Source organism: Cupriavidus taiwanensis (assembly GCF_900249755.1).
Lineage (GTDB): Bacteria > Pseudomonadota > Gammaproteobacteria > Burkholderiales > Burkholderiaceae > Cupriavidus > Cupriavidus taiwanensis_D.
In genome coordinates, this window is record NZ_LT976853.1 from 3,001,583 (window position 1) to 3,026,166 (window position 24,584).

General features: G+C 69.4%; 23 protein-coding genes. 15 read left to right on the top strand and 8 right to left on the bottom strand.

The features are described 5' to 3' along the window. Positions 1 to 53: 53 nt before the first annotated feature. Positions 54 to 320 (bottom strand): 30S ribosomal protein S20, encoded by a 267-nt coding sequence (gene rpsT, locus CBM2594_RS13720; RefSeq protein ID WP_010815010.1) that lies wholly within the window; start codon positions 318 to 320, stop codon positions 54 to 56. A 321-nt stretch (positions 321 to 641) separates the two neighbouring features. Between rpsT and murJ the strand changes: the two genes are divergently transcribed. Both murJ and CBM2594_RS13730 read left to right on the top strand, forming a co-directional pair. After that, positions 642 to 2,192: a murein biosynthesis integral membrane protein MurJ gene (murJ, locus tag CBM2594_RS13725; protein WP_116357301.1), complete on the top strand. Its 1,551-nt coding sequence runs from the start codon at positions 642 to 644 to the stop codon at positions 2,190 to 2,192. Between the two features lie 91 nt (positions 2,193 to 2,283). After that, positions 2,284 to 3,132, top strand: a complete 849-nt coding sequence (locus CBM2594_RS13730; protein WP_018007967.1) for a SirB1 family protein — start codon at positions 2,284 to 2,286, stop codon at positions 3,130 to 3,132. A 21-nt stretch (positions 3,133 to 3,153) separates the two neighbouring features. Here CBM2594_RS13730 and CBM2594_RS13735 read toward each other — a convergent pair whose 3' ends face one another. Further along, on the bottom strand, positions 3,154 to 3,807 hold the full coding sequence (locus CBM2594_RS13735; RefSeq protein WP_116357302.1) for a VTT domain-containing protein: 654 nt from the start codon (positions 3,805 to 3,807) through the stop codon (positions 3,154 to 3,156). Between the two features lie 164 nt (positions 3,808 to 3,971). On the opposite strand from CBM2594_RS13735, the gene mutL reads away from it, so the two are divergent. The 4 genes from mutL (at position 3,972) to CBM2594_RS13755 (ending at position 8,422) form a co-directional block, all read left to right on the top strand. Continuing rightward, on the top strand, positions 3,972 to 5,948 hold the full coding sequence (gene mutL / locus CBM2594_RS13740; protein ID WP_116357303.1) for a DNA mismatch repair endonuclease MutL: 1,977 nt from the start codon (positions 3,972 to 3,974) through the stop codon (positions 5,946 to 5,948). A gap of 35 nt (positions 5,949 to 5,983) precedes the next feature. Next, on the top strand, positions 5,984 to 6,952 hold the full coding sequence (gene miaA, locus CBM2594_RS13745; RefSeq protein WP_116357304.1) for a tRNA (adenosine(37)-N6)-dimethylallyltransferase MiaA: 969 nt from the start codon (positions 5,984 to 5,986) through the stop codon (positions 6,950 to 6,952). 81 nt (positions 6,953 to 7,033) lie between these two features. Next, positions 7,034 to 7,582, top strand: coding sequence for a GNAT family N-acetyltransferase (locus tag CBM2594_RS13750; protein ID WP_116357305.1), 549 nt, complete (start codon positions 7,034 to 7,036; stop codon positions 7,580 to 7,582). Positions 7,583 to 7,678: 96 nt separating this feature from the next. Next, positions 7,679 to 8,422 carry a GntR family transcriptional regulator gene (locus CBM2594_RS13755; RefSeq protein WP_116357306.1) on the top strand — a complete coding sequence of 248 codons (744 nt, stop codon included), beginning with the start codon at positions 7,679 to 7,681 and terminating at the stop codon, positions 8,420 to 8,422. A gap of 37 nt (positions 8,423 to 8,459) precedes the next feature. Here CBM2594_RS13755 and CBM2594_RS13760 read toward each other — a convergent pair whose 3' ends face one another. The 5 genes from CBM2594_RS13760 to purM form a co-directional block, all read right to left on the bottom strand. After that, the gene (locus tag CBM2594_RS13760) at positions 8,460 to 9,203 is read right to left on the bottom strand and encodes an aspartate/glutamate racemase family protein (RefSeq protein ID WP_116357307.1); all 744 of its coding nucleotides are present in this window, start codon (positions 9,201 to 9,203) and stop codon (positions 8,460 to 8,462) included. 8 nt (positions 9,204 to 9,211) lie between these two features. Beyond that, positions 9,212 to 10,603, bottom strand: a complete 1,392-nt coding sequence (locus CBM2594_RS13765; protein ID WP_116357308.1) for an amidase — start codon at positions 10,601 to 10,603, stop codon at positions 9,212 to 9,214. A 42-nt stretch (positions 10,604 to 10,645) separates the two neighbouring features. Next, positions 10,646 to 12,082, bottom strand: a complete 1,437-nt coding sequence (hydA, locus tag CBM2594_RS13770) for a dihydropyrimidinase (protein WP_116357309.1) — start codon at positions 12,080 to 12,082, stop codon at positions 10,646 to 10,648. Between the two features lie 40 nt (positions 12,083 to 12,122). Then, positions 12,123 to 13,454: an MFS transporter gene (locus CBM2594_RS13775; RefSeq protein WP_116357310.1), complete on the bottom strand. Its 1,332-nt coding sequence runs from the start codon at positions 13,452 to 13,454 to the stop codon at positions 12,123 to 12,125. 336 nt (positions 13,455 to 13,790) lie between these two features. Next, on the bottom strand, positions 13,791 to 14,843 hold the full coding sequence (purM, locus tag CBM2594_RS13780) for a phosphoribosylformylglycinamidine cyclo-ligase (RefSeq protein ID WP_116357311.1): 1,053 nt from the start codon (positions 14,841 to 14,843) through the stop codon (positions 13,791 to 13,793). A 190-nt stretch (positions 14,844 to 15,033) separates the two neighbouring features. Between purM and CBM2594_RS13785 the strand changes: the two genes are divergently transcribed. From CBM2594_RS13785 to CBM2594_RS13825, 9 genes are all read left to right on the top strand, one after another. Next, on the top strand, positions 15,034 to 16,104 hold the full coding sequence (locus CBM2594_RS13785; protein WP_116357312.1) for an AI-2E family transporter: 1,071 nt from the start codon (positions 15,034 to 15,036) through the stop codon (positions 16,102 to 16,104). A 44-nt stretch (positions 16,105 to 16,148) separates the two neighbouring features. Then, positions 16,149 to 16,856: a DnaA regulatory inactivator Hda gene (gene hda, locus CBM2594_RS13790; protein ID WP_116357313.1), complete on the top strand. Its 708-nt coding sequence runs from the start codon at positions 16,149 to 16,151 to the stop codon at positions 16,854 to 16,856. A gap of 73 nt (positions 16,857 to 16,929) precedes the next feature. Then, the gene (locus CBM2594_RS13795; protein WP_092306504.1) at positions 16,930 to 17,604 is read left to right on the top strand and encodes an HAD family hydrolase; all 675 of its coding nucleotides are present in this window, start codon (positions 16,930 to 16,932) and stop codon (positions 17,602 to 17,604) included. A gap of 1 nt (position 17,605) precedes the next feature. Next, complete coding sequence (pcnB, locus tag CBM2594_RS13800; protein WP_116357314.1) at positions 17,606 to 19,156, top strand: polynucleotide adenylyltransferase PcnB; 1,551 nt, start codon at positions 17,606 to 17,608, stop codon at positions 19,154 to 19,156. Then, complete coding sequence (folK, locus tag CBM2594_RS13805; RefSeq protein ID WP_116357315.1) at positions 19,157 to 19,696, top strand: 2-amino-4-hydroxy-6-hydroxymethyldihydropteridine diphosphokinase; 540 nt, start codon at positions 19,157 to 19,159, stop codon at positions 19,694 to 19,696. A 38-nt stretch (positions 19,697 to 19,734) separates the two neighbouring features. After that, positions 19,735 to 20,376 (top strand): deoxynucleoside kinase, encoded by a 642-nt coding sequence (locus CBM2594_RS13810; protein WP_116357316.1) that lies wholly within the window; start codon positions 19,735 to 19,737, stop codon positions 20,374 to 20,376. 103 nt (positions 20,377 to 20,479) lie between these two features. Further along, positions 20,480 to 21,301, top strand: a complete 822-nt coding sequence (panB, locus tag CBM2594_RS13815) for a 3-methyl-2-oxobutanoate hydroxymethyltransferase (RefSeq protein ID WP_116357317.1) — start codon at positions 20,480 to 20,482, stop codon at positions 21,299 to 21,301. Positions 21,302 to 21,305: 4 nt separating this feature from the next. Then, on the top strand, positions 21,306 to 22,004 hold the full coding sequence (locus CBM2594_RS13820) for an ABC transporter permease (RefSeq protein ID WP_116357318.1): 699 nt from the start codon (positions 21,306 to 21,308) through the stop codon (positions 22,002 to 22,004). Beyond that, positions 22,001 to 22,699 carry an ATP-binding cassette domain-containing protein gene (locus CBM2594_RS13825; protein WP_116357319.1) on the top strand — a complete coding sequence of 233 codons (699 nt, stop codon included), beginning with the start codon at positions 22,001 to 22,003 and terminating at the stop codon, positions 22,697 to 22,699. The genes CBM2594_RS13820 and CBM2594_RS13825 overlap by 4 nt, the downstream gene beginning before the upstream one ends. 7 nt (positions 22,700 to 22,706) lie before the next feature. Here CBM2594_RS13825 and pabB read toward each other — a convergent pair. Next, on the bottom strand, positions 22,707 to 24,584 hold a 1,878-nt coding region (pabB, locus tag CBM2594_RS13830), incomplete at its 5' end, for an aminodeoxychorismate synthase component I (protein ID WP_232346612.1).

Genomic DNA, 24,584 nt, shown 5'->3' on the forward strand with positions numbered 1-24,584 from the left:
CGGATGCCTGGGCACCCGCCGCTGCTGGACCGCCTGGGCGGCCCGGGCAGGGATCAGGCAGCCATCGACTTGATGGCGGCCGACAGGCGCGACTTGTGACGTGCAGCCTTGTTCTTGTGCACGATCTTCTTGTCGGCAATGCTGTCGATCACGGCTTGCGAGTTCTTGAAGATCTCGGCGGCAGCGGCCTTGTCGCCAGCGTCGATGGCCTTGCGGACGGCCTTGACGGCGGTACGCAGACGCGAGCGCAGGCTGGAGTTGTGAGCGTTCTGGGCAACGGCCTGGCGGGCGCGCTTGCGGGCTTGTGCGGAATTTGCCATGTAAAAAATATCCTGAATTCAGATGCGTGCCGCGGGGGACACAACAATTAAGTCATATCGAGCGACCCGGGATGCACTGACACACGAATCCGGAACGCAACTGTCCTTGTGAATCGGCAATTATACACAGATGCCGGCGCACGTGACAAGACCGCTGGGACTTTGCCGGCGCAGGGCCGGGCGCGGGGACGTGATCCGTATAATAAGCGCCACATCGTGCCGGGCCACGTGGCGCGCCGGCAACTTTACTGCCCGGACCGCGTCTCAAAGGAGCCCGCGGTGCCGACGGCACCGGTCCACCTTCCCGCACCCGTCCGCATCTTGAACCTGCTCAAAGCGCTCGCCACCATCAGCAGCCTGACGATGCTCTCGCGCATCACCGGCCTGGTGCGCGAGATCCTGATCGCCCGCGCCTTCGGCGCGTCGGACATGACCGACGCGTTCAACGTGGCCTTCCGCATCCCCAACCTGCTGCGCCGCATCTTCGGCGAGGGCGCATTTTCGCAGGCCTTCGTGCCGATCCTGGGCGAATACCACACCCAGCGCGGCGACGCTCCGACCAAGGCCCTGATCGATGCCGTCGCCACCGTGATGACGTGGGTGCTGATGGCCGTGTCGCTGCTGGGCGTGATCGGCGCGCCGCTGGTGATGACGGTGGTGGCCACGGGCTTTCGCGGGCAGGCCGAAACCTATACCGCGGCCGTGTTCATGACGCGGGTGATGTTCCCGTATATCGGGCTGATCTCGCTGGTGGCGCTGGCGTCGGGCATCCTCAATACCTGGCGCAAGTTCGCGGTGCCGGCCTTCACGCCGGTGCTGCTCAACCTGTGCCTGATCGTGGCGGCGCTGTTCGTCGGCCCGCACATGGAGCAGCCGATCTACGCGCAGGCGTGGGGCGTGCTGGTCGGCGGCGTGCTGCAGCTGGCAATCCAGGTGCCGGCACTGCGGCGCCTGGGGGTGATGCCGCGCATCCGCTTCAACCTGCGCGCGGCGTGGTCCGACCCCGGCGTGCGGCGCATCCTGCGCCAGATGGGGCCGGCGCTGCTGGCGGTGTCGGTGGCGCAGATCAGCCTGATCATCAATACCAATATCGCGTCGCGGCTGGCGGCGGGCAGCGTCTCGTACCTGACCTATGCCGACCGGCTGATGGAATTCCCCACCGCGCTGCTGGGCGTCGCGCTGGGGACGATCCTGCTGCCAAGCCTGTCCAGGGCCAATGCCGCGGGCGACCATGCCGAGTATTCGAACCTGCTCGACTGGGGCCTGCGCCTGACCTTCCTGCTGGCGGTGCCGTGCGCGGTGGGGCTGTTCGTATTCGGCGCGCCGCTGACCGCGGTGCTGTTCAACTACGGCAAGTTCGACGCCCACGCGGTCGAGATGACGCGCCAGGCGCTGGTCTCGTACGGCGTGGGCCTGTTGGGGCTGATTGCGATCAAGATCCTCGCGCCCGGCTTCTATGCGCGCCAGGATATCCGCACGCCGGTCAAGATCGCGCTGGTGGTGCTGGTGGTCACGCAGGCCTGCAACGTCGCGTTCGTGCCCTGGATCGGCCATGCCGGGCTGGCGCTGTCGATCAGTGCCGGGGCCACGCTCAATGCGCTGCTGCTGTTCTTCGGCCTGCGCCGGCGCGGCCTGTACCGGCCGGCGCCGGGCTGGTGGCTGTTCCTGGCGCAGCTGAGCGCCTCGGTGCTGCTGCTGTCCGGCATGCTGCTCTGGTTCGCGCGCAGCTTCGACTGGATCGGCCTGGGCGCGACGCCGCTGCTGCGCATCGCGCTGCTGGCTTCGTGCCTGGTACTTGCAGCGGTGGTCTACTTCGGTACACTGTGGCTCATGGGACTGCGCTACTCTGCCTTCAGGCGCCGGGCCGGCTGATGGGTCAACCGCAACTGCCATGGCCAGCTGACCGCCTGGCCATGGCGACCCACGCTGCGCGCGGTGCCGGCGGCTGCACCGGGAAACCGACATGACATCCACCAAAGTCCTGGATTATTTCGCCAGCCTCGTGGCCGACGAAAACGGCATCCCGCTGACCGAGACCGCGCTGTCCATCGCGCAGGACGCCTACCCCGACCTGGACCTGCAGGGCGAGCTGGCGGCGCTGGACGTGCTGGCGCTGCGGCTGAAGCGCCGGATTGCCGAAGGCACCCCCGCGATCCAGCGGCTGCGGCTGCTGAACCATTTCTTCTATCGCGATCTCGGCTTCGGCGCCAACGCGAACGACTACTACGACCCGGACAACTCCTACCTGAACGTGGTGCTGCGCCAGCGCCGCGGCATCCCGATCTCGCTCGCGGTACTGCACATGGAGCTGGGCCAGCAGATCGGCCTGCCGCTAAAGGGCGTGTCGTTCCCCAACCATTTCCTGCTGCGCATGACGATCCCGGCCGGCGAAGTGATACTGGACCCGCTCACCGGCGAGACCCTGTCGAAGGAACAGTTGCAGGAGATGCTGGACCCGTACCTGGAGCGCGAGGGCATCAGCGACGCCAGCCAGGTGCCGCTGGGCCTGTTCCTGCGCGCGGCCAGCCATCGCGAGATCATCGCGCGCATGCTGCGCAATCTGAAGGCGATCTATCTGCAGGAGTCGCGCTGGCAGCGGCTGCTGGCGGTGCAGAACCGGCTGGTGATCCTGCTGCCGGGCTCAATCGAAGAAGTGCGCGACCGGGGCCTGGCCTATGCCAACCTGGAGTGCTTCCGCCCCGCGCTGGCCGACCTGGAAGCCTATGTCCGGGCCCGCCCCGATGCCGCAGATATCGGCCAGATCCGCGAACGCATGCCCGCGCTGCGGATGATGAGCCGCAGCCTCAGCTGACGCGGCCTGGCTGACCCCGGTTTAGCGCTCGACGCGCGTGGGCCGGCGGCGGTTGCCGCGCACCAGCTTCCACAGGCCGCCCAGCACCAGCGGCACCACGGCCGCGCCGATGCCGGCGAGCACGATCAGGTTCAGGTACTGGCGGATGAACGGCAGGTTGCCGAAGAAATAGCCGGCAAAGACCAGCCCGACCACCCATGCCACCGCGCCGAGCACGTTGAACATCTGGAAGCGCGCGAACGTCATTTGCGAGACCCCGGCCACGAACGGCGCGAAGGTACGCACGATCGGCACGAAGCGCGCCATCACCAGCGTCTTGCCGCCGTGCCGCTCATAGAAGTCATGGGTGCGGCGCAGGGCATCCTGGTCCAGGAAGCGCCACTGGTGGTCGAACACCTTGGGCCCGATCCAGCTGCCCACCCAATAGTTGACGGTATTGCCCGTGATCGCCGCCACCAGCAGCAGGCCGATCAGCACCCATTCGTTCATCGCGCCGGTCGCGCAGAAGGCGCCGGCGATAAACAGCAGCGAATCGCCCGGCAGGAACGGCAGCACCACCAGCCCGGTCTCGGCGAAAACGATCAGAAACAGGATGGCATAGACCCAGTGGCCGTACTGGTCGATGACCGTGCCGAGGTATTTGTCGACATGCACCAGCATGTCGATGAGCTGCAAAGCGAGATCCAAGTCGTTCCCCGTGTGATGGTTTGACGGTTTCGTTCCATGCGGCCGGTGTCCGATCCACGCCGCCCATGGCCTGAATCATACAAGAGCGGCCGCGCCTTTCCCCCACCTCCGCAACCCGTCTGCGTGGGGGAACGTCCACGTATAATCGCCGGATGCCAGCCTCCCCTTCCAGCACCGCCTTGCGCACCACCCAGCAGCCGCGCCCGATCCGGCCACTGCCGGACCAGCTCATCAGCCAGATCGCCGCCGGCGAAGTGGTGGAACGGCCGGCTTCGGTGGTCAAGGAACTGCTGGAAAACGCGCTCGATGCCGGCGCCACGCAGCTGGGCATCCGGCTGGAGGAAGGCGGCGTGCGGCGCATCGTCATCACCGACAACGGCTGCGGCATCCCCGCCGCCGAGCTGCCGGTGGCGCTGATGCGGCACGCCACCAGCAAGATCGCCTCGCTCGACGAACTCGAATCGGTGCTGACGCTGGGCTTCCGCGGCGAGGCACTGGCCTCGATCGCCTCGGTGTCGCAGATGTCGCTGACCAGCCGCACCGCGGCCGACGCCCATGCGACCCAGGTCAGCGCCGACTCCGGCGCGCTGCAACCCGCATCCGGCGGCGTCGGCACCACCGTCGACGTGCAGCACCTCTACTTCAACACGCCGGCGCGCAGAAAGTTCCTCAAGACCGAACAAACCGAGCTGGGCCACTGCCTGGAGATGGTCAGGCGCGTGGCGCTGGCGCGGCCGGACGTGACCATCTCGGTCCACCACAACGGCAAGCCGCTCGAGCACTGGAATGCCGGCGATGTCGCCACCCGCACCGCGCAGGTGCTGGGCCAGGACTTCGCCCGCGCCCGGCTGGCGCTGGACGAGCACGCCGACACGCTCAGCCTGTACGGCTTTGCCGGGCTGCCCACCGCCTCGCGCGGGCGGCCGGACCAGCAGTACTTCTTTGTCAACGGCCGCTTCGTGCGCGACAAGCTGCTCAACCATGCGGTGCGCAGCGCTTACCAGGACGTGCTGCACGGCGACCGCTTCCCGTCTTACGTGCTGTGCCTGGACCTGCCGCCGGAGATGGTCGACGTCAACGTGCACCCGTCCAAGATCGAAGTACGCTTCCGCGAATCGCGCGCCGTGCACCAGTTTGTCTACCACGCGGTGCAGCGCTGCCTGGCACGCCAGGCCGGCGCCAACGGCGACAGCCTGCATACCGATGCCGACGGCGAGATCACGCCGCCCGCTGGCGCCGCGACACCGGCGGCTGCCGCGCGGCCTGGCGCTGGCGGCCCGGGCCAGTGGATCAACTATTCCGCGGCCCGGCAGACCGAGCTGGGCATCGCCCAGCCGCGCCAGGCCTACCTGGGCATGGTGCGCGAGGCCAGCGCGCCGGCGGCACGCCCCTATGGCGCGCCAGCAACCGGAGGCTGGGCCGGCGCGTCGGCGCAACCGCCAGCGTGGCTGGCCGACGCCCAGGCCGCGCGCGCCGGCGATCCGCCCGGCCTGCTGGACCGGCTGCCGCCAGCGCCGGCGTCCGACGAGACTGGCGCCGCCGACGCACACCCGCTCGGCTATGCCATCGCACAGCTGCACGGCATCTACGTGCTGGCGCAGAACGCACGCGGACTGGTGCTGGTCGACATGCACGCGGCGCACGAGCGCATCCTCTACGAGCAGATCAAGGCCGCACTGGACGCGCGCGAGCTGGCCGTGCAGCCGCTGCTGATCCCGGTCACGCTGTCCGCCAGCCCGGTCGAGATCGGCGTGGCCGAGGAACACCAGGACACGCTGACGCTGCTGGGCTTCGATATCGCCCCCGTATCGCCGACCACGCTGGCGGTGCGCGCGGTGCCGGCGCTGCTGCAGCAGGCCGATGCCGAGGCGCTGGCGCGCGACGTGCTGCGCGACCTGCACGCCTACGGCGGCTCGCGCGTGCTGGCCGAGCGCCGCAACGAACTGCTCGCCACGCTGGCCTGCCACAGCGCGGTGCGCGCCAACCGCAAGCTCACGGTCGAGGAAATGAACGCGCTCTTGCGCCAGATGGAGCAGACCGAGCGCGCCGACCAATGCAACCACGGCCGGCCCACCTGGGTGCAGCTGACCGTGACCGAGCTCGACCGGCTGTTCCTGCGCGGGCAATGAGCCGCGCGCACGCTTCTTCGATTCAAGGCTTGCCGATGTCCGCCGTTCCCCACGATTGCGCCGCACACCCGCCCGTGGTCTGCCTGCTCGGCCCCACCGCGTCGGGCAAGACCGCCGCCGCGCTGGCGCTGGCGGCCGACGCGCCGGTGGAGATCATCAGCCTGGACTCTGCGCTGGTGTACCGCGACATGGATATCGGCACCGCCAAGCCCACGCGCGAAGAACTGGCGGCGGCGCCGCACCACCTGATCGACATCATCGACCCGGCCGACAGCTACTCGGCCGCGCAGTTCGTCGCCGATGCCCGGCGGCTGATCGGGCAGATCCGCGCACGCGGCCACGTGCCGCTGATCGTCGGCGGCACCATGCTGTATTACAAGGCGCTGACGCAGGGACTCAACGACCTGCCGCAGGCCGACGCCGCGCTGCGCGCCGAACTGGACCAGCTTGCCGCCGAACGCGGCTGGCCGGCATTGCACGCGATGCTGGCCGAGGTCGACCCGGTCACCGCGGCCCGGCTCGCACCCAATGATGCGCAGCGCATCCAGCGCGCGCTGGAAATCCACCGGTTGTCCGGCCAGCCGATGTCGGCACTGCTGGCGCGCCAGGCCGAGGGCCGCACCTTTGCCGGCGCGGCCGACCAGCGCTACCGCGTGATCGCGCTCGAGCCGTCCGACCGGCTGGCGCTGCATGCGCGCATCGCGCAGCGCTATGACGCGATGCTGGCGCACGGCTTTATCGAAGAGGTCGAGCGGCTGCGCGCGCGCGGCGACCTGCACCCGGGGCTGCCGTCGATCCGCTGCGTCGGCTACCGTCAGGTGTGGGAATACCTGGACGGCGACGCTGACTTTGCCGCCATGCGCGAGCGCGGCATCGCCGCCACGCGCCAGCTGTGCAAGCGCCAGCTGACCTGGCTGCGCAGCACGCCCGAGCGGCTGGTGGTGGATTGCCTGGCGCCCGATTATGTCGACCAGGTGCGCAGGCTGGCGGATTTCGGGCACTGATCCGGGGGGCATCCACGCTGGCATGGCGCGTGACGGACAGGCGATAATTCCCGGTTCCCGAACTCTGCCAGGCCGACCCGCATGTCCAAGCCCACCTTCACGCTGCGCCCCGCCACCGCTGCCGACAGCGAAACCCTGTTCAACCTGATCCTGGCGCTGGCCGAATACGAAAAGCTGGCGCATCTCGTCGAAGCCACGCCGCAGAAAATCGAGGCCGCGCTGTTCGGCGCCAAGCCGCATGCCGAGGCCGTGCTGGTGGAAGTCGATGCCGATGTCGATGCCGATGTCGACGCCGATGTCGACGCCGATGTCGACGCAAGATCGGGCCGCAAGGCGGTCGGCTTTGCGCTCTTCTTCCACAACTTCTCGACCTTCCTCGCCAGGCCCGGCCTCTACCTGGAAGATCTGTATGTCGACCCGGCCTGGCGTGGCCACGGCCTGGGCAAGGCCTTGCTCAAGCACCTGGCCGCGCTTGCAGTGGAGCGCGGCTGCGGCCGCTTCGAATGGTCGGTGCTGGACTGGAACCAGCCGTCGATCGATTTCTACCAGGCCATGGGCGCCGACGTGCTGCCCGACTGGCGCATCTGCCGCGTGACCGGCGCCGCACTGGACAAGCTCGGCGCCAAATAAGCAGGCAACCGGTCCGCATCGGTGTTATACACTTGATGCTAAACCGCCATACAATGACAGCACCAACTGTCTTTTTTTCGGACCGCGCCAACCGCCATGCCACGCACCAAAGCCGAACAGCCTGCCAAGCCCGCCGACGGTATCCCTGACACCGACGCGGACGGCGCGCGCGGCGCATCGGTCGAGGAAATCGCCGACCGCATCCTGACCGCGATCTGGGAGCACCGGCTGCCGCCGGGCACCAAGCTGGTCGAGGAAAAGCTCGGCGGCGTGTTCGGCGTCAGCCGCACCAAGGTGCGGCTGGCCTTCGCCAGGCTGGCGCACGAGGGCGTGCTGACCGTGCATCCCAACCGCGGCACCTTCGTTTCCAGCCCGAGCGTGGCCGAAGCGCGCCAGGTGCTGCATTCGCGCCACCTGCTGGAGCCCGCGCTGGTGCGCAACCTCGCCGGCGCGATCAGCGCCAGGGGCGTGCGCGCGCTGCGCGAGACCACGCGCCAGGAAGCGCAGGCGCGCGACAGCAACGACCGCCGCGCCATCATCCGGCTGTCGGGCGAGTTCCACTGCAAGCTGGCGGAAATGACGGGCAACCAGTACCTCGGCAAGTACATGCGCGAACTGTGCTCGCTGACCTGCCTGATCATCGCGCTGTATGACGCGCCGGGGGTGCCGTCGTGCCCGCACCACGAGCACGACGACATCGTCGATGCGCTGGAAGCCGGCGACGGCGAGCGCGCCGCGCGGCTGATGGCCGAGCACCTCGGCCACGTCGAAAGCACGCTGCGGCTGGAGTTGCCGGCCGAGGAAAAGGTCGACCTGGAAGCGGTGTTCGCCGCGGTCTGAGCCGCGGCGTTAGCACAGGAAAAGAGCGCCGCGCGGCCTAGCGGTGCTCGATGCGCGCGGCCAGCGCCGCGGGCAAACCCAGCGTGGGCTTGGCATCGGGGCGGCGGAACGTGCCCGCGGTGGCCTTGCGCGGCTGCAGCGCGACCAGCGCCTCGGCCTGCTTGACGGCGGCGGCCATCTGGTCGACCACCGGCACCGGAATGCGGTCGCGCACGCGCGCGGCCAGCCCGGCCAGCGGCGCGCCGGCCAGGATCACCACGTCGGCCTCGTCCTCCACCACCGCGCGGTTGGCCAGCTCCACCAGCACGGCCTCCTTCTCTTCCTGCACGTCCGACACCGAGGCAAAGCTGCCGTCGAGCATGCGGATGCCGGCCAGCCGGCCACGCAGGCCATGCATGTCGACGCATTCCTCATACCACGGGCCCAGTGCCCGCGCGAAGGTGACGATGGCAAAGCGCCGCCCCAGCATGCAGGCGGACAGCATCGCGGCCTCGGCCATGCCCACCACCGGCAGGTCGAACAGCTCGCGCGCGCCCATCAGGCCGGGATCGCCGAAGGCGGCGATGATCGCCGCGTCGAACTGGCCGTGATGCTCGGCCAGCATTTCCAGCGCGATCGCGCCGCCGATCTGCGCCTCGGCACGGGTGGCGATATAGGGCACGCCGCGGCTCGCGGTCAGCGGCACCAGCTCGGTGCCGGGCGCGGCGGCCTCGGTGGCGGCGGCCATCAGGCGCGCGGTGATGCCTTCGCTGGTGTTGGGGTTCAGGACAAGGATTCGCATGTCAGGGATCAGGCAGGGTTGACTAAAGAGGCCAGCACGCTTTCGGCCAGCCGCGCGGCGGCCAGCACGTTGCGGTCGGCGCCGCGCGGGCCGGCGATCTGCAGGCCGACCGGCAAGCCGTCGCGGCCGCTGCCGCAAGGCACCGAGATCGCCGGCGCCAGCGCATGGTTGAAGAACGGCGTGAACACCGCGTGCGCGCGCGGCTCCACCGCGACGCCGCCGATGCGCTCCGGCCCCAGGCGGTCGTTGCGCCAGGCCACGCACGGCGTGGTCGGGCACAGCAGCAGGTCATGGCGGGTGAAGAAACCGGCCAGCGCCAGCGCGATCTGGCGGCTGGCGTCGCGTGCGCGCGCCACGTCGGCACCGCTCCAGGCCAGGCCGCGCTCGATCTGGCGCGCGATGTCGGCATCGAACACGTCCGGGTCGCGGCGCCAGGCGTCGCCATAGAGATGGGCCAGGCCGACATGCTGCAGCGGCATCAGCGCGGCCTCGTCGGCGCCCTTCGGCCACGCCGGGTCGGCGCGCTCGATGCTCAGCCCGGCGGCCTGCAGCCGGGCCACGGCCTGCTCGAAGGCCTGCGCGACGTCGTCGTCGACCGGCGTGTCCAGCCCCAGCCGCGGGCTGACCGCAATCTTCAGCGTATGCAGCGGCCGCGCCGCGCCCGGCGCGAACCCCAGCGTATCGGGGTCGCGCGGATCGGCGCCGGCCAGCGCATCGAACATCAGCTCGGCATCGGCGACGGTGCGGGTGATCGGCGCCATCACCTGGATACCGTTGAAGGCGTGGGCGAAGCCGATGGCGTCCGGAATCGCGCCGTACGAGGGCTTGAAGCCGACCACGCCGGCGTGCGCGGGCGGGCGCCGGCTGGAGCCGCCGCCATCGGTGCCCAGCGCCAGCGGCGCCATCCCGGCCGCCACCGCCACCGCGCAGCCGCCCGACGAGCCGCCCGCGGTCAGCGTGGCATCGAGCGGATGGCGCGTCAGGCCGTAGACCTTGTTGGTGGTCAGGCCCTTGCAGGCGAACTCCGAGGTGTTGCCCATGCCGAGCACGATCGCGCCCGCGCGGCGCAGGCGCTCGACCGCGATCGCGTCGGCGGGCGCGATGAAGTCGCGGTACAGCTGCGAGCCCTGCGTCACGCGCCGGCCCCGGCTCCAGATCACGTCCTTGACGATCACCGGCACCCCCGCCAGCAGCGGGCGCTCGCCCTGCGCCAGGCGGACGCGCAGCTGTGCCAGGTCGGCCTCGACCAGTTCCTGGCGTTGTTCGAAGACGGCGTTGAGCTGGTCGTTGCGCGCCGCGATGCGGGCCTGGAACGCCGCGACAACGTCGGCGGGATCGAGGCGCCCGGCGGCGACGCGGGCCGCGATGGTGGCGGCGTCGAGGCGATTGGTCAGTTCCATGTCTGCAGTGTCGGTCAAGGCTTCAGTCGCGCCAGGCGGTGATCAAAGGCTGCCGCCCGAGGTGCGGTAGCGCGGCCGCGCCATTTCGGGCAGGCCGCACGGCAGGAACTCGCCGTGGCCGGCCTGCGCCATCACCTCGCCCTCGTGCGCCACCACCTTGCCGCGCACCAGCGTGGTCACCGGCCAGCCGGTCACGCGCAGGCCTTCATACGGGGTGTAGTCGACCGCATGGTGCAGATCCGCATTGCGGATCGTCACTTCGCGCTGCGGATCCCAGATCGCCAGGTCGGCATCGGCGCCGATGGCGATGGTGCCCTTGCGCGGATGCAGGCCGTAGAGCTTGGCCGGGTTGGTCGAGGTCAGCGCGACGAACTGGTTGACCGAGATGCGGCCGCCCGCGACGCCTGCCGAGAACAGCAGCGGCAGCCGCGTCTCCAGTCCGGGAATGCCGTTGGGGATGTACTGGAACGGGACTTCCTGGCCGCCGGGCTTCTTGCCCTGCGCGTCTTCGTAGCGGAACGGTGCATGGTCGGACGAGAAGATGGTGAAGAGGCCGTCTGCCAGCCCGTCCCAGATCACCTGCTGGTTGCTGCGGTCGCGCGGCGGCGGGCTGCACACGCACTTGGCGCCGTGGTAGCCGGGCTGGTCCAGGTCTTCGGCGGTCAGGAACAAGTACTGCGGGCAGGTCTCGGCAAAGATCTTCATGCCGCGGTTGCGCGCCCAGCGGATCTGCTCGACCGCCTCCTTGCCCGAGACATGGACGATCAGGATCGGCACGTCGACCAGTTCGGAGAAGGTGATGGCGCGATGCGTGGCCTCGCGCTCGATCGCCATCGGCCGCGCCAGCGCGTGGAACTTCGGCGCGGTATTGCCGGCCGCCTGCAGCTTGTCGGTCAGCCAGGCGATGCAGTCGGAGTTCTCGGCATGCACCATCACCAGCGCGCCTTCCTGGCGCGCCACCGACAGTACCTCCAGGATCTCGCGGTCGTTCAGCTTGAGGTCGTCGTAGGTCATGTAGATCTTGAACGACGAATAGCCTTCGCGGATCAGGCCCGGCAGCTCGTCGTTCAGCACCGCCTCGGTCGGGTCGGCCACGATCAGGTGGAAGGCGTAGTCGACCACCGATTTGCCGCCGGCGCGGCGATGGTAGTCGGCCACCGCGGCGCGCAGCGAATGGCCCTTCTCCTGCGCGGCAAACGGGATCACCGTGGTGGTGCCCCCGCACGCCGCCGAGACCGAGCCGGTGCGGAAGTCATCCGCCATGCGCAGGCCGTCCGGCATCGGCTGGTCCAGGTGGCAGTGCGCATCGACGCCGCCCGGCAGCACCAGCTTGCCGCTGGCGTCGATGGTCTGCGCGGCGTCGCCCAGGTCATGGCCAAGCTGCACGATGCGGCCGCCGGCGATGCCGATATCGCACTGCATGGTGTCGCTGGCGGTCACCACGGTGCCGTTGCGGATGATGAGGTCGAACTGTTTCACGGTACGGTCTGGTTGAGAGGACAAGGAGAGATGCCGCGCTTCAGTGGTCGGCGTCGGACAGGTGCATGCGTGCGGTTTCACGCGCCGCGAACGCTGCCACCGCGATCAGCGCGCACACCGCCGCCAGGTACAGCGCCACCGGCATGGTGGTGCCGAAGCGGTCGAGCAGGCCCACGGCGATCAGCGGGGCCAGCGCGCCGCCGAACACGCCGGCGAACTGGAAGCCCAGCGAGGCGCCGGTCACGCGCACCCGGGTGGCGAACAGCTCGGGCAGGAACGACGCCAGCGGCGAGAACATGAACGACACCAGCACCATGCCGACGAACGAGGCCAGCATGATCAGCGCCGGGCTGCCGGTCTTGACCAGGGCGAAGAACACGAACGCCCACACCGCACCGCCGATGCCGCCGATCATCAGCACCGGGCGGCGCCCGATGCGGTCGGCCAGGTAACCGGCCACCGGGATGAACAGGATCTGCGCCACCGCACCCAGCAGCACGGCATTGAGCGCGATGCTCTTGGGCAGGCCCAGCTTGGTCGGCACGAAGTACAGCAGGAACAGCGTGAACACATAGAAGGCGATATCGCCGCCCAGCCGGGCGCCGAAGGCGATCAGCAGCTGCTTCTTGTAGTTGCGCAGCACTTCCATGATCGGCGCGCGCGCTTCGGCGTGCGACTCTTCCAGCTTCTCGAACATGCCGGATTCACGCACGTTGGAGCGGATGTAGAGCCCCACGCCCACCAGCAGCGCCGACAGCAGGAACGGCACGCGCCAGCCCCAGCTCAGGAACGCTTCCTCCGATACCTGCCAGGTCACCAGCGCGAATACGCCGTTGGCGAGCAGCAGGCCGATCGGCGCGGCGAGCTGCACCAGGCTGCCGAGGATCCCGCGCCTTTTCCCTTCGGGGTCGAGCTCGTTGACCATGATCGCCGCCCCGCCCCACTCGCCGCCCAGCGCCAGGCCCTGCACCACGCGCAGCAGCACCAGCAGCACCGGCGCCAGCGCGCCCGCGGCCGCATAGGTCGGCAGCAGGCCGATGCCGAAGGTGGCCAGGCCCATCATCAGCAAGGTGATGATCAGGATCGACTTGCGCCCCATCTTGTCGCCGAAGTGGCCGAAGATCGCCGCGCCCAGCGGCCGCGCCACGAAGGCCACGCCATAGCTGGCAAAGGACAGCAGCGTCGCGGTCAGCGGGTCGCTCTGCGGGAAGAACAGCTTGGGGAAGACCAGCGCGGCGGCCGATCCGTAGATGAAGTGATCGTAGAACTCGAGCGTGGTGCCGGCCAGGCTGGCACCGGCAACACGGGCTACGGATTGCTTGTTGGCCGACGCGCCGGTCTTGCCGGCGGCGTCGAGGCTGACTGCTTGCATGGTTGGATCCTCCGATGGTCCTTTGGCCCGCCTGGGGGCGCCGTGGTCCCGGCGTCGGATACAGGCGTTGTCTCCGGACGCCGCATGCGTGTGCGGCGCCTTTGCTCAGTACATTAGGCCATAAACCGCCATACAATCAAGCAAAATATTGTTTGTCAGAAGTGGTGCATGTGCATGCTGGAGTTTGGTGCAATGCACCAAGGCAGTCCCTGTGGTAACCAGCGTGGTACCGGGCCGGGTAAACACCTAAGCGGCATATCCGCCGGGGCGCGGACAAAAAAAACGGCGCATGCCCGAAGGCATGCGCCGTTTTCTGGATGGAGCGCTAAGGTCGCGTCAGATCACGATGGTCTGGGCCTCGCCCTCGGCACGTTCGCGGATCTCACCGATCTGCCACACGGCTTCGCCGGCGGCCTGCAGGTGGCGGATGGCGCGTTCGGCGTCTTCCCTGGCCACGATCACGACCATGCCGATGCCGCAGTTGAAGACCCGGTGCATCTCGTCGTCGGCGACGCGGCCCTGCGCCTGCAGCCACTGGAACAGCGGCGGCAGCGTCCAGGCGTCGCGATGCAGCACCGCCGTGACCTCCTGCGCCAGCACGCGCGGCACGTTCTCGGTCAGGCCGCCGCCGGTGATGTGGGCCATGCCCTTGACCGGAAGCGTCTCGATCAGCGACAGCAGCGGCTTCACGTAGATCCGGGTCGGCGCCATGATGGCGTCCTGCAGGCGCTGGCCGTGGAAGTCGGCGTTCAGGTCCGGCTTGGCCACCTCGATGATCTTGCGCACCAGCGAATAGCCGTTGGAATGCGCGCCCGAAGAGGCCAGGCCCAGCACCACGTCGCCCGGGGTGATGGTGCTGCCGTCGATGATCTTTTTCTTCTCGACCGCGCCGACGGCGAAGCCGGCCAGGTCGTATTCGCCGTCCGGGTACATGCTGGGCATTTCGGCGGTCTCGCCGCCGATCAGCGCGCAGCCGGCCAGTTCGCAGCCGCGGGCGATGCCCTGGATCACGGTGGCGGCGGTATCGACGTCGAGCTTGCCGCAGGCGAAGTAGTCCAGGAAGAACAGCGGCTCGGCGCCCTGCACCAGGATGTCGTTGACGCTCATCGCGACCAGGTCCTGGCCGACGGTGTCATGGCGGTTGAGCTGGAAGGCCAGCTTGAGCTTGGTGCCCACGCCGTCGGTGCCCGACACCAGCACCGGCTCCTGGAACTTCTTCGACAGCTCGAACAGCGCACCGAACCCGCCGATGCCCGCCATCACGCCCTCGCGCATGGTGCGCTTGGCAAACGGCTTGATGCGGTCGACCAGCGCGTCGCCGGCATCGATGTCAACACCGGCGTCGCGGTAGGAAAGGCCTGCCTGGCCGGCGGTCGGGGATGCGCTCATGGGAACCTGCTTGTCCTGGAGGAAATAAAGTGAGGAATTCGGCGCTCGGGTCATCACCGCTTCCGTTGCCTGGCATCGGAAGGCGGGCGCGAGTCCAGTAGAATCGCGATTTTAACGGATAGAGGCCCCCCGCTTCCAGTTTCCGGCGAGATCGCGCCGCGAGACGCGCTGCCGCCTTCCCCAACCATCGATGAATGCCCCGCTGCTGAACCAAGAGGCCAAGCGCATCCTGCTGTGGATCGTCGTGGCCATGGCGCTGTTCGCCGCCATTATCGCGCTGGCGCCGGTGCTGACGCCGTTCCTGTTCGCATTCATCTTCGCCTATATCCTGAACCCCGGCGTGGACTGGCTGCAGCGCCGCCGCGTGCCGCGCGCGATCGGCGTGACGCTGATGATCCTGCTGCTGACGGTGGTCTGCGTGATGCTGGTGCTGCTGCTGATCGCGGTGCTCCAGCGCGAGATCCCGCAGGTGCGCGAGCAGCTGCCGATCCTGCTGAAGAAGCTCAATTCGGTGGTATCGCCGCGGCTGGCCGAGTTCGGCGTGCGCGTGCGCTTCGACTTCCCGGGCCTGCGCAACATGATGTCGGACCGCTTCGCGGCCAGCCCGGAAGACCTGCTGGTGGTGCTGCTGAACTACGTCAAGATGTCGGGCTCGGCGCTGATCGCGGTGGCGGGCATCGTCTTCATCGTGCCCATCGTCATGTTCTACCTGATGATGGACTGGCATATGGTGATGCGCCGCATCGAGGGCGTGGTGCCGCGCCGCTGGGTGCCCAAGGTGCGCGAGCTGACCAACGAGACCGACGCGCTGCTGTCGCAGTACCTGCGCGGCCAGATCCTGGTGATGGTGATCCTGGCGGCGATCTACTCGATCGGGCTGACCATCGCCGGCTTCGATATCGGCGTGCCGGTCGGGGTCTTCACCGGGCTGGCGGTGTTTATCCCGTATATTGGCTTCGGCGTCGGACTGGTGATGGCGGTGCTGGCGGCGCTGCTGCAGTTCGGCAACTGGTACGGGCTGGCCGCGGTGGCGGTGGTCTACGGCTTCGGCCAGTTCATCGAGAGTTTCTACCTGACGCCCCGGCTGGTCGGTGAGCGCATCGGGCTGCACCCGCTGGTGGTGATCTTCGCGCTGCTCGCCTTCGGCCAGCTGTTCGGCTTCTTCGGCGTGCTGCTGGCCCTGCCGACCTGCGCCGTGCTGCTGGTGGGCGCGCGCCAGCTGCGGCGGGTTTACCTGGCCAGCGACCTGTACCGAAAATAACGGCTGCCCCACTGCTGCCCACACCTGCAAGTTAGCCATACGTCATGTCCCCGCGTCCCAAGCAACTGTCGCTCGAGCTGGGCAGCCCGCCGCCTTCGACCTTCGAGAATTTCGTGGTGGCATCCAACCGCGAAGCGGTGCAGCGCCTGCGCGAGCTGCCGCCCGCGCTTGCGCAGGAGCACGCCAGCGACCGCCTGATCTACCTGTGGGGCGAGGTCGGCTGCGGCCGCACCCACCTGCTGCACGCGGTGTGCGAGGCCGGGCCGCAGCACGGCATCCGCTGCCGCTACCTGAGCCCGCACCACCCGCTGTCCGATTTCCTGTTCGACCCCTGGTGCCAGCTCTACACCGTCGATGACGTCGAGCTGCTCGACGAGGCGCGCCAGATCGCGGTGTTCTCGCTCTACAACGAAGTGCGCGCGCACGGGCGCACCGCGCTGGTGGTGGCGGGCGGGCTGGCGCCGCGCGCGATGCCGGTGCGCGAAGACCTGCGCACGCGCCTGGGCTGGGGCCTGGTGTACCAGGTCGCGCCCTTGTCCGACGACGACAAGAAGGCCGCCGTGCGGCATGCGGCACGCGAGCGCGGCCTGCAGCTGTCGCCCGAAATCACGCACTGGCTGGTGACCCGGCATTACCGCGACATGCCCAGCCTGATGGCGCTGCTGGACGCGCTCGACACCTATTCGCTGGAGCGCAAGCGGCCGGTCACGCTGCCGCTGCTGCGCGAGATGTTCGCCGAATTCCGGGATTAGGCGGCGCCCCGGCCCCGGCCCGGCACCGCACGCTTCCCTACCCCCATCCTGCCTTCAGGTAAAATCGCCGCCCATGAATCTGGCACTCTTTGACCTCGACCACACCCTGATCCCGACCGACAGCGACCATGAATGGGGCCGCTTCCTGGTCCGCCTGGGCGTCGTCGACGAGGTAATCTACCGGCAGAAGAACGACGAGTTCTACGGCCACTACAAGGCCGGCACGCTGGATATCCAGGCCTTCCTGCGCTTTGCGCTGGCGCCGCTGGCGGCCAACCCGCGCGACCGGCTCGATGCCATGCGGGTGCGCTTCATGCACGAGGTGATCGACCCGGTGATCACGCCGCAGGCGCGCGCGCTGGTCTACAAGCACCTGGAAGCCGGCGACCTGTGCGCGGTGGTCACCGCCACCAACAGCTTCGTCACCGCGCCCATCGCCGCGGCCTTCGGCATCAAGCACCTGATCGCGACCGAGCCCGCCACCGTCGACGGCAAGCCGGAAAGCCAGTTCACCGGCGAAGTCGACGGCGTGCCCAGCTTCCGCGAAGGCAAGATCACCCGCGTCGAAGCCTGGCTCAAGGCCCAGGGCGCGGGCTGGGACAATTTCGAGACCACCACCTTCTACAGCGACTCGGCCAACGACCTGCCCCTGCTGGAAAAGGTCTCCGAGCCGATCGCCACCAACCCGGACGATCGCCTGCGCCACCACGCCGCCGCGGCAGGCTGGCGCATCATGGATCTGTTCTGACGTGATCAAGAAGCTCATTACCCGGCTGCTGGGCAAACCCGGCCCCAAGCAGCGCCGCACCGGCCGCGCCCATATGCCGCGCATCGTCAACGTGGACGAACACCAGATCGACCCCACGCTGCTGTCGCGCAATGCCGTCAAGGTCACCTCGACGCTGCAGCAGGCCGGCTACCAGGCCTACATCGTCGGCGGCGCCGTGCGCGACCTGCTGCTCGGCATCAAGCCCAAGGATTTCGACGTCGCCACCAACGCCACGCCCGACCAGGTGCAGGCGCTGTTCCGCCGCTCGCGCATCATCGGCCGGCGCTTCCAGATCGTGCACGTGACCTTCTACGGCGGGCGCGAGCAGGAGATCATCGAAGTCTCGACCTTCCGCGCGCTGGTCGACGCCATCGCCAGCGAGACCCTGCCCGAAGGCCGCCGCCTGAAGCGCGCCGAGCTCGACAGCAAGACCCATGCGATCGACGCCTCGGGCCGCGTGCTGCGCGACAACGTGTGGGGCTCGCAGGCCGAAGACGCGGAACGCCGCGACTTCACCATCAATGCGATGTACTACGACCCGGCCGCGCAGACCGTGCATGACTACCATCACGGCATGGAAGACATCCGCGCGCGCCTGCTGCGCATGATCGGCGACCCGGCCACGCGCTATCGCGAAGACCCGGTGCGGATGCTGCGCGTGGTGCGCTTCGCCGCCAAGACCGGCTTCGATATCGACGAGGCCACGCGCCTGCCCATCGCCGGCCTGGCCGAGCTGATCCACAACGTGCCGAGCGCGCGGCTGTTCGACGAGATGCTCAAGCTGCTGATGTCCGGCCATGCCTGGGCCTCGCTGCAGGAACTGCGCAAGGCCGGCCTGCACAAGGGCCTGCTGCCGCTGCTGGACGTGGCGCTGGAGCAGCCCATGGGCCAGCGCTTCGTGCAGCTGGCGCTGGACAACACCGACCGCCGCGTGCAAGCCGGCAAGCCGGTGTCGCCGGGCTTCCTGTTCGCCGCGCTGCTGTGGCACCACGTGCTGCAGCGCTGGAACAAGCTGCGCGAAGAGGGCGAGCACGCCATCGCCGCGCTCAACACGGCCATGGACATGGTGCTGGAAAAGCAGACCGGCCAGCTCGCGATCCAGCGCCGCTTCGTCACCGACATGCGCGATATCTGGGGCATGCAGCCGCGCTTCGAGAAACGCGTGGGCCGCATGCCGTTCCGGCTGCTGGAGTCGCCGCGCTTCCGCGCCGGCTTCGACTTCCTGCAACTGCGCTGCCAGTCGGGCGAGCTGCCCGAGGAACTGGCCGCGTGGTGGCAGGACTTCCAGGACGCCGACCCGGGCGAGCGCGAGGACCTGATCGACGCGGTGCGCAGCGCGCGCGGCGCCGGGGGCCATGGCGGCCAAGGCGGTCAAGGTGGTCAGGGCACCCAGGGTGCCGAGGGCGAAGGCCCGGCCCGCAAGAAGCGCCGCCGGCGCGGTCCGCGGAAATCGGATAAAGTGTCCTCCCGGAGCGATACGGACGCGGGCGAGGCAGCACATGCCGGCCCCGGCCAGCCGGAGGAAACCTAAATGACGCTTGCCTTCATCGGCATCGGGGCCAACCTGGGGGACGCCCGCCAGGCCATCAAGGACGCCATCGTGTGCCTGGCCCAGCAGGTCGGCATCACGGTGCTGGCGCGCTCCTCGCTCTATCGCACCGCCCCGGTCGATGCCGGCGGCGACGACTACTACAACGCGGTGGTCAAGGTGCAGACCTCGTTCACCGCCTCGCAGCTGCTGCGCATCTGCCACCACATCGAAGACCAGTTCGGCCGCGAGCGCCCGTTCCGCAACGCGCCGCGCACGCTGGACCTGGACCTGCTGCTGTTCGGCGACGAACAGCACGACCACGAACACCTGACCGTACCGCACCCGCGCCTGACCGAGCGCGCCTTCACGCTGGTGCCGCTGCTGGAACTGGACGCCGCGCTGGCGATCCCCGGGCGCGGCCGCGCCGCCGACTACCTGGCCGGCGTGGGCGCGCAGCGCATCGAGAAGGTCTCCACCTGCAAGTGCCTGCGCATGCAGGCCGCCGCCGGCGAGGCGGGCCATGGCGGCACGCCCGGCTGAACCCGCGCGGCAGCGCCCACACTGACGCCCGGAGCGCCATGCTCGATCACCTGCGCCGCATTGTCGTCGAAGGCCCCGTCGGATCGGGCAAGACCTCGCTGGCCCAGCGCCTGGCGCGCACGCTGCAGGCCCAGGAACTACCCGACAACGCCCGCCGCAGCCCCTTCCTCGAACCGTTCTACCGCGATCCCGCGCGCCATGCGCTGGCGCTGCAGCTGTGGTGCCTGACCCAGCGCGCGGTGCAGCTGCAGCAGTGGCAGGCGGGCGTCGCCGCGGGCCAGCGCATGGTCACCAACTTCCTGATCGCCAGGGACCGCCTGCACGCCGCGCTGACCCTGTCCGAAGAGGAGCTGGCGCTCTACGACGCCATCGCCGCGCGGCTGGCGCTGCCGCCGCAGCGCGCCGACCTGGTGATCGTGCTGCAGGCCACGCCATCGCTCTTGCGCGAGCGCATCGTGCGCCGCGGCGAGCCGGGCGAGGCCGGCATCGACGAACACTACCTGCAGCGCCTGGCCGGCGCCTATGGCGAACTGTTCCACCGCTACGACGACGCCCCGGTGCTGGTGGTCGACACCGCCCACTTCAATCCGGTGGACAATGACGACGATTTCCGTACACTACTGTCGCGCATCGAAAACATGCGCGGCCGCAAGGCCTTTCTCAATCTCGCCGCGCCCTGACAGGCCCCCTCGCCTGCCAGACACAACACAATAACGACGGCTGCCGATTGCCGTGCGGGCAGCCCTCGCGGCACCGGCAAAGCCGTCCTACACGGGCACTGCCATGAGCTACCTCCTCGATCCCTCCCGCAAGACCATCACGATTCCCAAACTGCAGGCGATGCGTGACGCCGGCGAGAAAATCGCCATGCTGACCGCGTACGACTCCAGCTTCGCCGCGCTGCTCGACTACTGCGGCGTGGAAATGATCCTGGTGGGCGACTCGCTGGGCAATGTGATGCAGGGCCAGCAGACCACGCTGCCGGTCACGCTGGAACAGATGGCCTACCACACCGAATGCGCGGCGCGCGGCAACCAGACCGCGCTGCTGCTGACCGACCTGCCGTTCGGCACCTATCCGACGCCGGAAGCCGCGTTTGCCAGCGCCGTCACGCTGATGAAGGCGGGCGCGCAGATGGTCAAGCTCGAAGGCGGCGACTGGCTCGCGCCGATCGTGAAGTTCCTGGTCGAGCGCAGCATCCCGGTGTGCGCGCATATCGGCCTGACGCCGCAGTCGGTGCACGCGCTGGGCGGCTTCAAGGTGCAGGGCAAGACCGACGCCGGCGCGGCGCAGCTCAAGCGCGATGCGCTGGCCCTGCAGGCCGCCGGCGCGCAGGTGGTGCTGATGGAAGCGGTGCCCGCGGCGCTGGCCGGCGAGATCACGCAGTCGCTGGCGGTGCCCACCATCGGCATCGGCGCCGGCGTCGACTGCACCGGCCAGGTGCTGGTGCTGCAGGACATGCTCAACATCTACCCGGGCCGCAAGGCCAAGTTCGTGCGCAACTTCATGGACGGCCAGCCGTCGATCGAGGCCGCGGTGCGCGCCTACGTCGCCGCCGTCAAGGACGGCAGCTTCCCCGCCGTCGAGCACACCTTCTCCGCCTGACGCGGTGGAGATCGGCAGCGCCACCGCCGAAGCCTTCCGCCTGCTGGCGGGCGGCGACGCCGGCCTGTGGTTCATCGTCTGGACCTCGCTGGTGGTCGCGGTGCTGGGGCTGGCCATCGCCACCGTGCCGGCGATCGCCGCGGCCTGGCTGATCGCCACGCGCCAGTTCCCGGGCCGGCGCGCGGTGGTGGTGGTGGCGCAGGCCTTCCTGTCGTTCCCGACCGTGCTGGTCGGGCTGATCCTCTACCTGCTGCTGACGCGCCAGGGTCCGCTGGGCAGCCTGCACTTGCTGTTCACCCCGGCCGGCATGGTGCTGGGCCAGGCCGTGATCGGCTTCCCGGTGGTGCTGGCCTTTGCGCTGTCGACGCTGCAGGGTGCCGACGTGCGCCTGCGCGAGACCGCCTGGGTGCTGGGCGCCGGCCGCTGGCGCACCTTCCTGACGGTGCTGCGCGAACTGCGCTTCGGGCTGATGGCGGCGGTGGTCGCCGGCTTTGGCCGGGTCATTGCCGAAGTGGGCTCGGCGCTGATGATTGGCGGCAATATCGAGGGCTCGACCCGCACCATCACCACCGCGATCGCGCTCGAGACCAGCAAGGGCGAGTTCGCGCAGGGCATTGCGCTGGGCATGGTGCTGGTGGCGCTGGCGCTGCTGGTCAATATCGGCATGGCCTGGCTGCAGGGTGCCGGAGGCTTCCGCCGATGACATCCACCATTGCCGCCGCCCATGGCCCGCTGCTGACCGTGCGCGGGCTGGCCCGCACCATCGGCCTGCGCAGGCTGTTTGCCATCGACACGCTGGTGATCCCGCGCGCCACCGCGATCGTGATGACCGGCATGAACGGCGCCGGCAAGACCACGCTGCTGCGCATGCTGGCCGGGCTCGAGCCCGCGCCCGGCGCGGTGGCGCAGTGGACCGATGCGCAGGGCCACGCGCACAGCGCACCGCTGACGCCGCTGCCGCCCGCGCTGCGCCGGCGCATCGCCTACCTGCACCAGCACCCCTACCTGTTCCGCACCTCGGTGCGCGAGAACATCGCCTATGGCCTGCACGCGCGCGGCCTGCCGCGCCATGAGATCGACTGCCGCGTGGGCGAGGCGCTGGGCTGGGCCGGCGTATCCCACCTGCAGGACACCGCGCCCGAATACCTGTCCGGCGGCGAGATCCAGCGCGTGGCGCTGGCGCGCGCCAAGGTGCTGGAGCCGGAGTTGCTGCTGCTCGACGAACCCACTTCGAGCCTGGACGGCCACGCGCGCGAGCAGGTGATCGCGCTGGTCGGCGACCTGGCCGCCGAAGGCCGCACCGTGGTGATGATCTGCCACGACCGCGAGCTGATCAACCTGCCCGGCGTGGTGCGCTGGAAACTGGGCGACGGCGTGCTCGACACGCACCACCCGTAGCCGCCGGCTAGCCCTGCAGCTGCGCCGGCATCGCGCCGCGCAGCGCGTTGACCAGCACGATGGCCTCGGCGCGCGCCAGCATCGCGCGCGTGACCACGGCTTCTTCGACCGCCTGGCCCGGCGCGCCCAGCGCCGCGCCACCGGTCTCGAGCACCACCGCCCGCATCACGCCCGGCAGGATGTCGGCCGACAGCGGCGGCGTCAGCCAGCGGCCATCGACGCGCACGAACACGGAACTGCGCCCGCCCTCGAGCAGTTCGCCGCGCGGGTTGAAGAACAGCCGGTCGAAGCCGCCGGCGCGCTCGGCGGCCTGCCAGCCGGCGTCGAAGACCGCGCGCGCGCTGGTCTTGTGGCGGCGCAGCGGGTCGGCCACCGGCAGCGGGTCCGGCGCGATATCGACACCGACCGGCCCCGCCGGCAACGGCGCCAGCGCGCCGCTGGCAAACGCCAGCGTGCCGGCCTTGTCCACGCTCAGGCGCAGGCGCCACGTGCCAGCGCCCAGTTGCGCCGCCTGCGCGGCCACCGCCGCGCGCGCCGCATCGGCATCGAAGGCAAAGCCGAAGGCCCGCGCCGACGCCCCGATCCGCGCCAGGTGCCGCGCCAGGTAGCGGCATGCGCCGTCCTGCACGCGCAGGGTCTCGAACAGCGTGAAGCCGGGGTCGTGCCGGGTCAGGAAGCGCGCCTTCCAGCCGCATTCGGCAAACTCCTCGGCCGCCACGCTGTCATGGACGATGCCGGCGCCCACGCCCATCTCGCCGGCGCGCAGCCCGCTCGCCGCCGGCGGCGCCAGCACCAGCGTACGGATCGCCACGGAAAGCGCGAACGGGCCGACCACGGCCGCGCCGGACGGCGCCTCGATCCAGCCGATGGCGCCGGTGTACAGGCCGCGCGGCGCGCGCTCCAGCTCGGCAATGATCTGCATGGTGCGCCGCTTGGGCGCGCCGGTGATCGAGCCGCACGGGAACAGCGCCGCCATCAGCGCGCCGAAACCGGTGCCGGGCCGCGCCGTCGCCGTCACCGTGGAGGTCATCTGCAGCACCGCGCCGAACGGCTGCACCGCAAAGCGCTCCGGCACCGCCACGCTGCCCGGCTGCGCAATGCGGCCCAGGTCGTTGCGCAGCAGGTCGACGATCATCACGTTCTCGGCCCGGTTCTTGGCATCGGCAGCCAGCGCCGCGGCCGCCTGCGCATCGCGCGCGGCATCGCCGGCGCGCGGCGCGGTGCCCTTCATCGGCCGCGTCAGCAAATGGCCCTGGCCGTCGTGGCGCACGAACAGCTCGGGCGACAGCGACAGCACCATGGCGCCCTCCGGCAGCCGGGCCAGCACGCCATACGGCACCGGCTGCGCAGCGCGCAGCGCGGCGTACAGCGCCAAGGGATCGCCAAAGGCATTGCAGTGCAGGCGCTGGGTGTAGTTGACCTGGTAGGTGTCGCCCGCTTCGATCCACTGGTGGATGCGGGCGATGGCATCGTCGAAGGCCGCGCGGGAGGTGTCGGAGGCCACGTCCATCAGGCCCGCTGGCTTGGGATCGGCTTTCGACTGCAGCCAGGCCGCCACCGCCGCGGCATCGAGCCGCTGCAGGTCGCTGAACCACAGCAGGCGCAGCGCGCCGTCGTGGAACGGCATCGCGTTACCGGTGTGCACCGGGGCATCGACCAGTGCGCCGCCGAATTCGTAGGGGGCGAACAGGGTGGCGTGCCAGCCCTGGCGCCAGCCGTGGGCGAGCAGTGTGTCGAGTTGGGCGATGCTGCTGCCGGGGGGCAGCAGGTCTTCGCGGACGAAGTTGGTGTAGAGGCGGGATGCGGGTTGTGCGGCGGGCGCGGTGGCGTCGTCGAGCAGGACGAAGACGTCCCCCAGCACTGCGGGTGTGCTCCCCTCTCCCGC

What these genes read in the sequence shown, in the direction of transcription:
- rpsT (WP_010815010.1), bottom strand. Translation starts at nt 320, where the DNA reads ATGGCAAATTCCGCACAAGCCCGCAAGCGCGCCCGCCAGGCCGTTGCC.
- CBM2594_RS13730 (WP_018007967.1), top strand. Translation starts at nt 2,284, where the DNA reads ATGACATCCACCAAAGTCCTGGATTATTTCGCCAGCCTCGTGGCCGAC.
- mutL (WP_116357303.1), top strand. Translation starts at nt 3,972, where the DNA reads ATGCCAGCCTCCCCTTCCAGCACCGCCTTGCGCACCACCCAGCAGCCG.
- miaA (WP_116357304.1), top strand. Translation starts at nt 5,984, where the DNA reads ATGTCCGCCGTTCCCCACGATTGCGCCGCACACCCGCCCGTGGTCTGC.
- CBM2594_RS13750 (WP_116357305.1), top strand. Translation starts at nt 7,034, where the DNA reads ATGTCCAAGCCCACCTTCACGCTGCGCCCCGCCACCGCTGCCGACAGC.
- CBM2594_RS13755 (WP_116357306.1), top strand. Translation starts at nt 7,679, where the DNA reads ATGCCACGCACCAAAGCCGAACAGCCTGCCAAGCCCGCCGACGGTATC.
- CBM2594_RS13760 (WP_116357307.1), bottom strand. Translation starts at nt 9,203, where the DNA reads ATGCGAATCCTTGTCCTGAACCCCAACACCAGCGAAGGCATCACCGCG.
- CBM2594_RS13765 (WP_116357308.1), bottom strand. Translation starts at nt 10,603, where the DNA reads ATGGAACTGACCAATCGCCTCGACGCCGCCACCATCGCGGCCCGCGTC.
- CBM2594_RS13775 (WP_116357310.1), bottom strand. Translation starts at nt 13,454, where the DNA reads ATGCAAGCAGTCAGCCTCGACGCCGCCGGCAAGACCGGCGCGTCGGCC.
- purM (WP_116357311.1), bottom strand. Translation starts at nt 14,843, where the DNA reads ATGAGCGCATCCCCGACCGCCGGCCAGGCAGGCCTTTCCTACCGCGAC.
- CBM2594_RS13785 (WP_116357312.1), top strand. Translation starts at nt 15,034, where the DNA reads ATGAATGCCCCGCTGCTGAACCAAGAGGCCAAGCGCATCCTGCTGTGG.
- hda (WP_116357313.1), top strand. Translation starts at nt 16,149, where the DNA reads ATGTCCCCGCGTCCCAAGCAACTGTCGCTCGAGCTGGGCAGCCCGCCG.
- CBM2594_RS13795 (WP_092306504.1), top strand. Translation starts at nt 16,930, where the DNA reads ATGAATCTGGCACTCTTTGACCTCGACCACACCCTGATCCCGACCGAC.
- folK (WP_116357315.1), top strand. Translation starts at nt 19,157, where the DNA reads ATGACGCTTGCCTTCATCGGCATCGGGGCCAACCTGGGGGACGCCCGC.
- CBM2594_RS13810 (WP_116357316.1), top strand. Translation starts at nt 19,735, where the DNA reads ATGCTCGATCACCTGCGCCGCATTGTCGTCGAAGGCCCCGTCGGATCG.
- panB (WP_116357317.1), top strand. Translation starts at nt 20,480, where the DNA reads ATGAGCTACCTCCTCGATCCCTCCCGCAAGACCATCACGATTCCCAAA.
- CBM2594_RS13825 (WP_116357319.1), top strand. Translation starts at nt 22,001, where the DNA reads ATGACATCCACCATTGCCGCCGCCCATGGCCCGCTGCTGACCGTGCGC.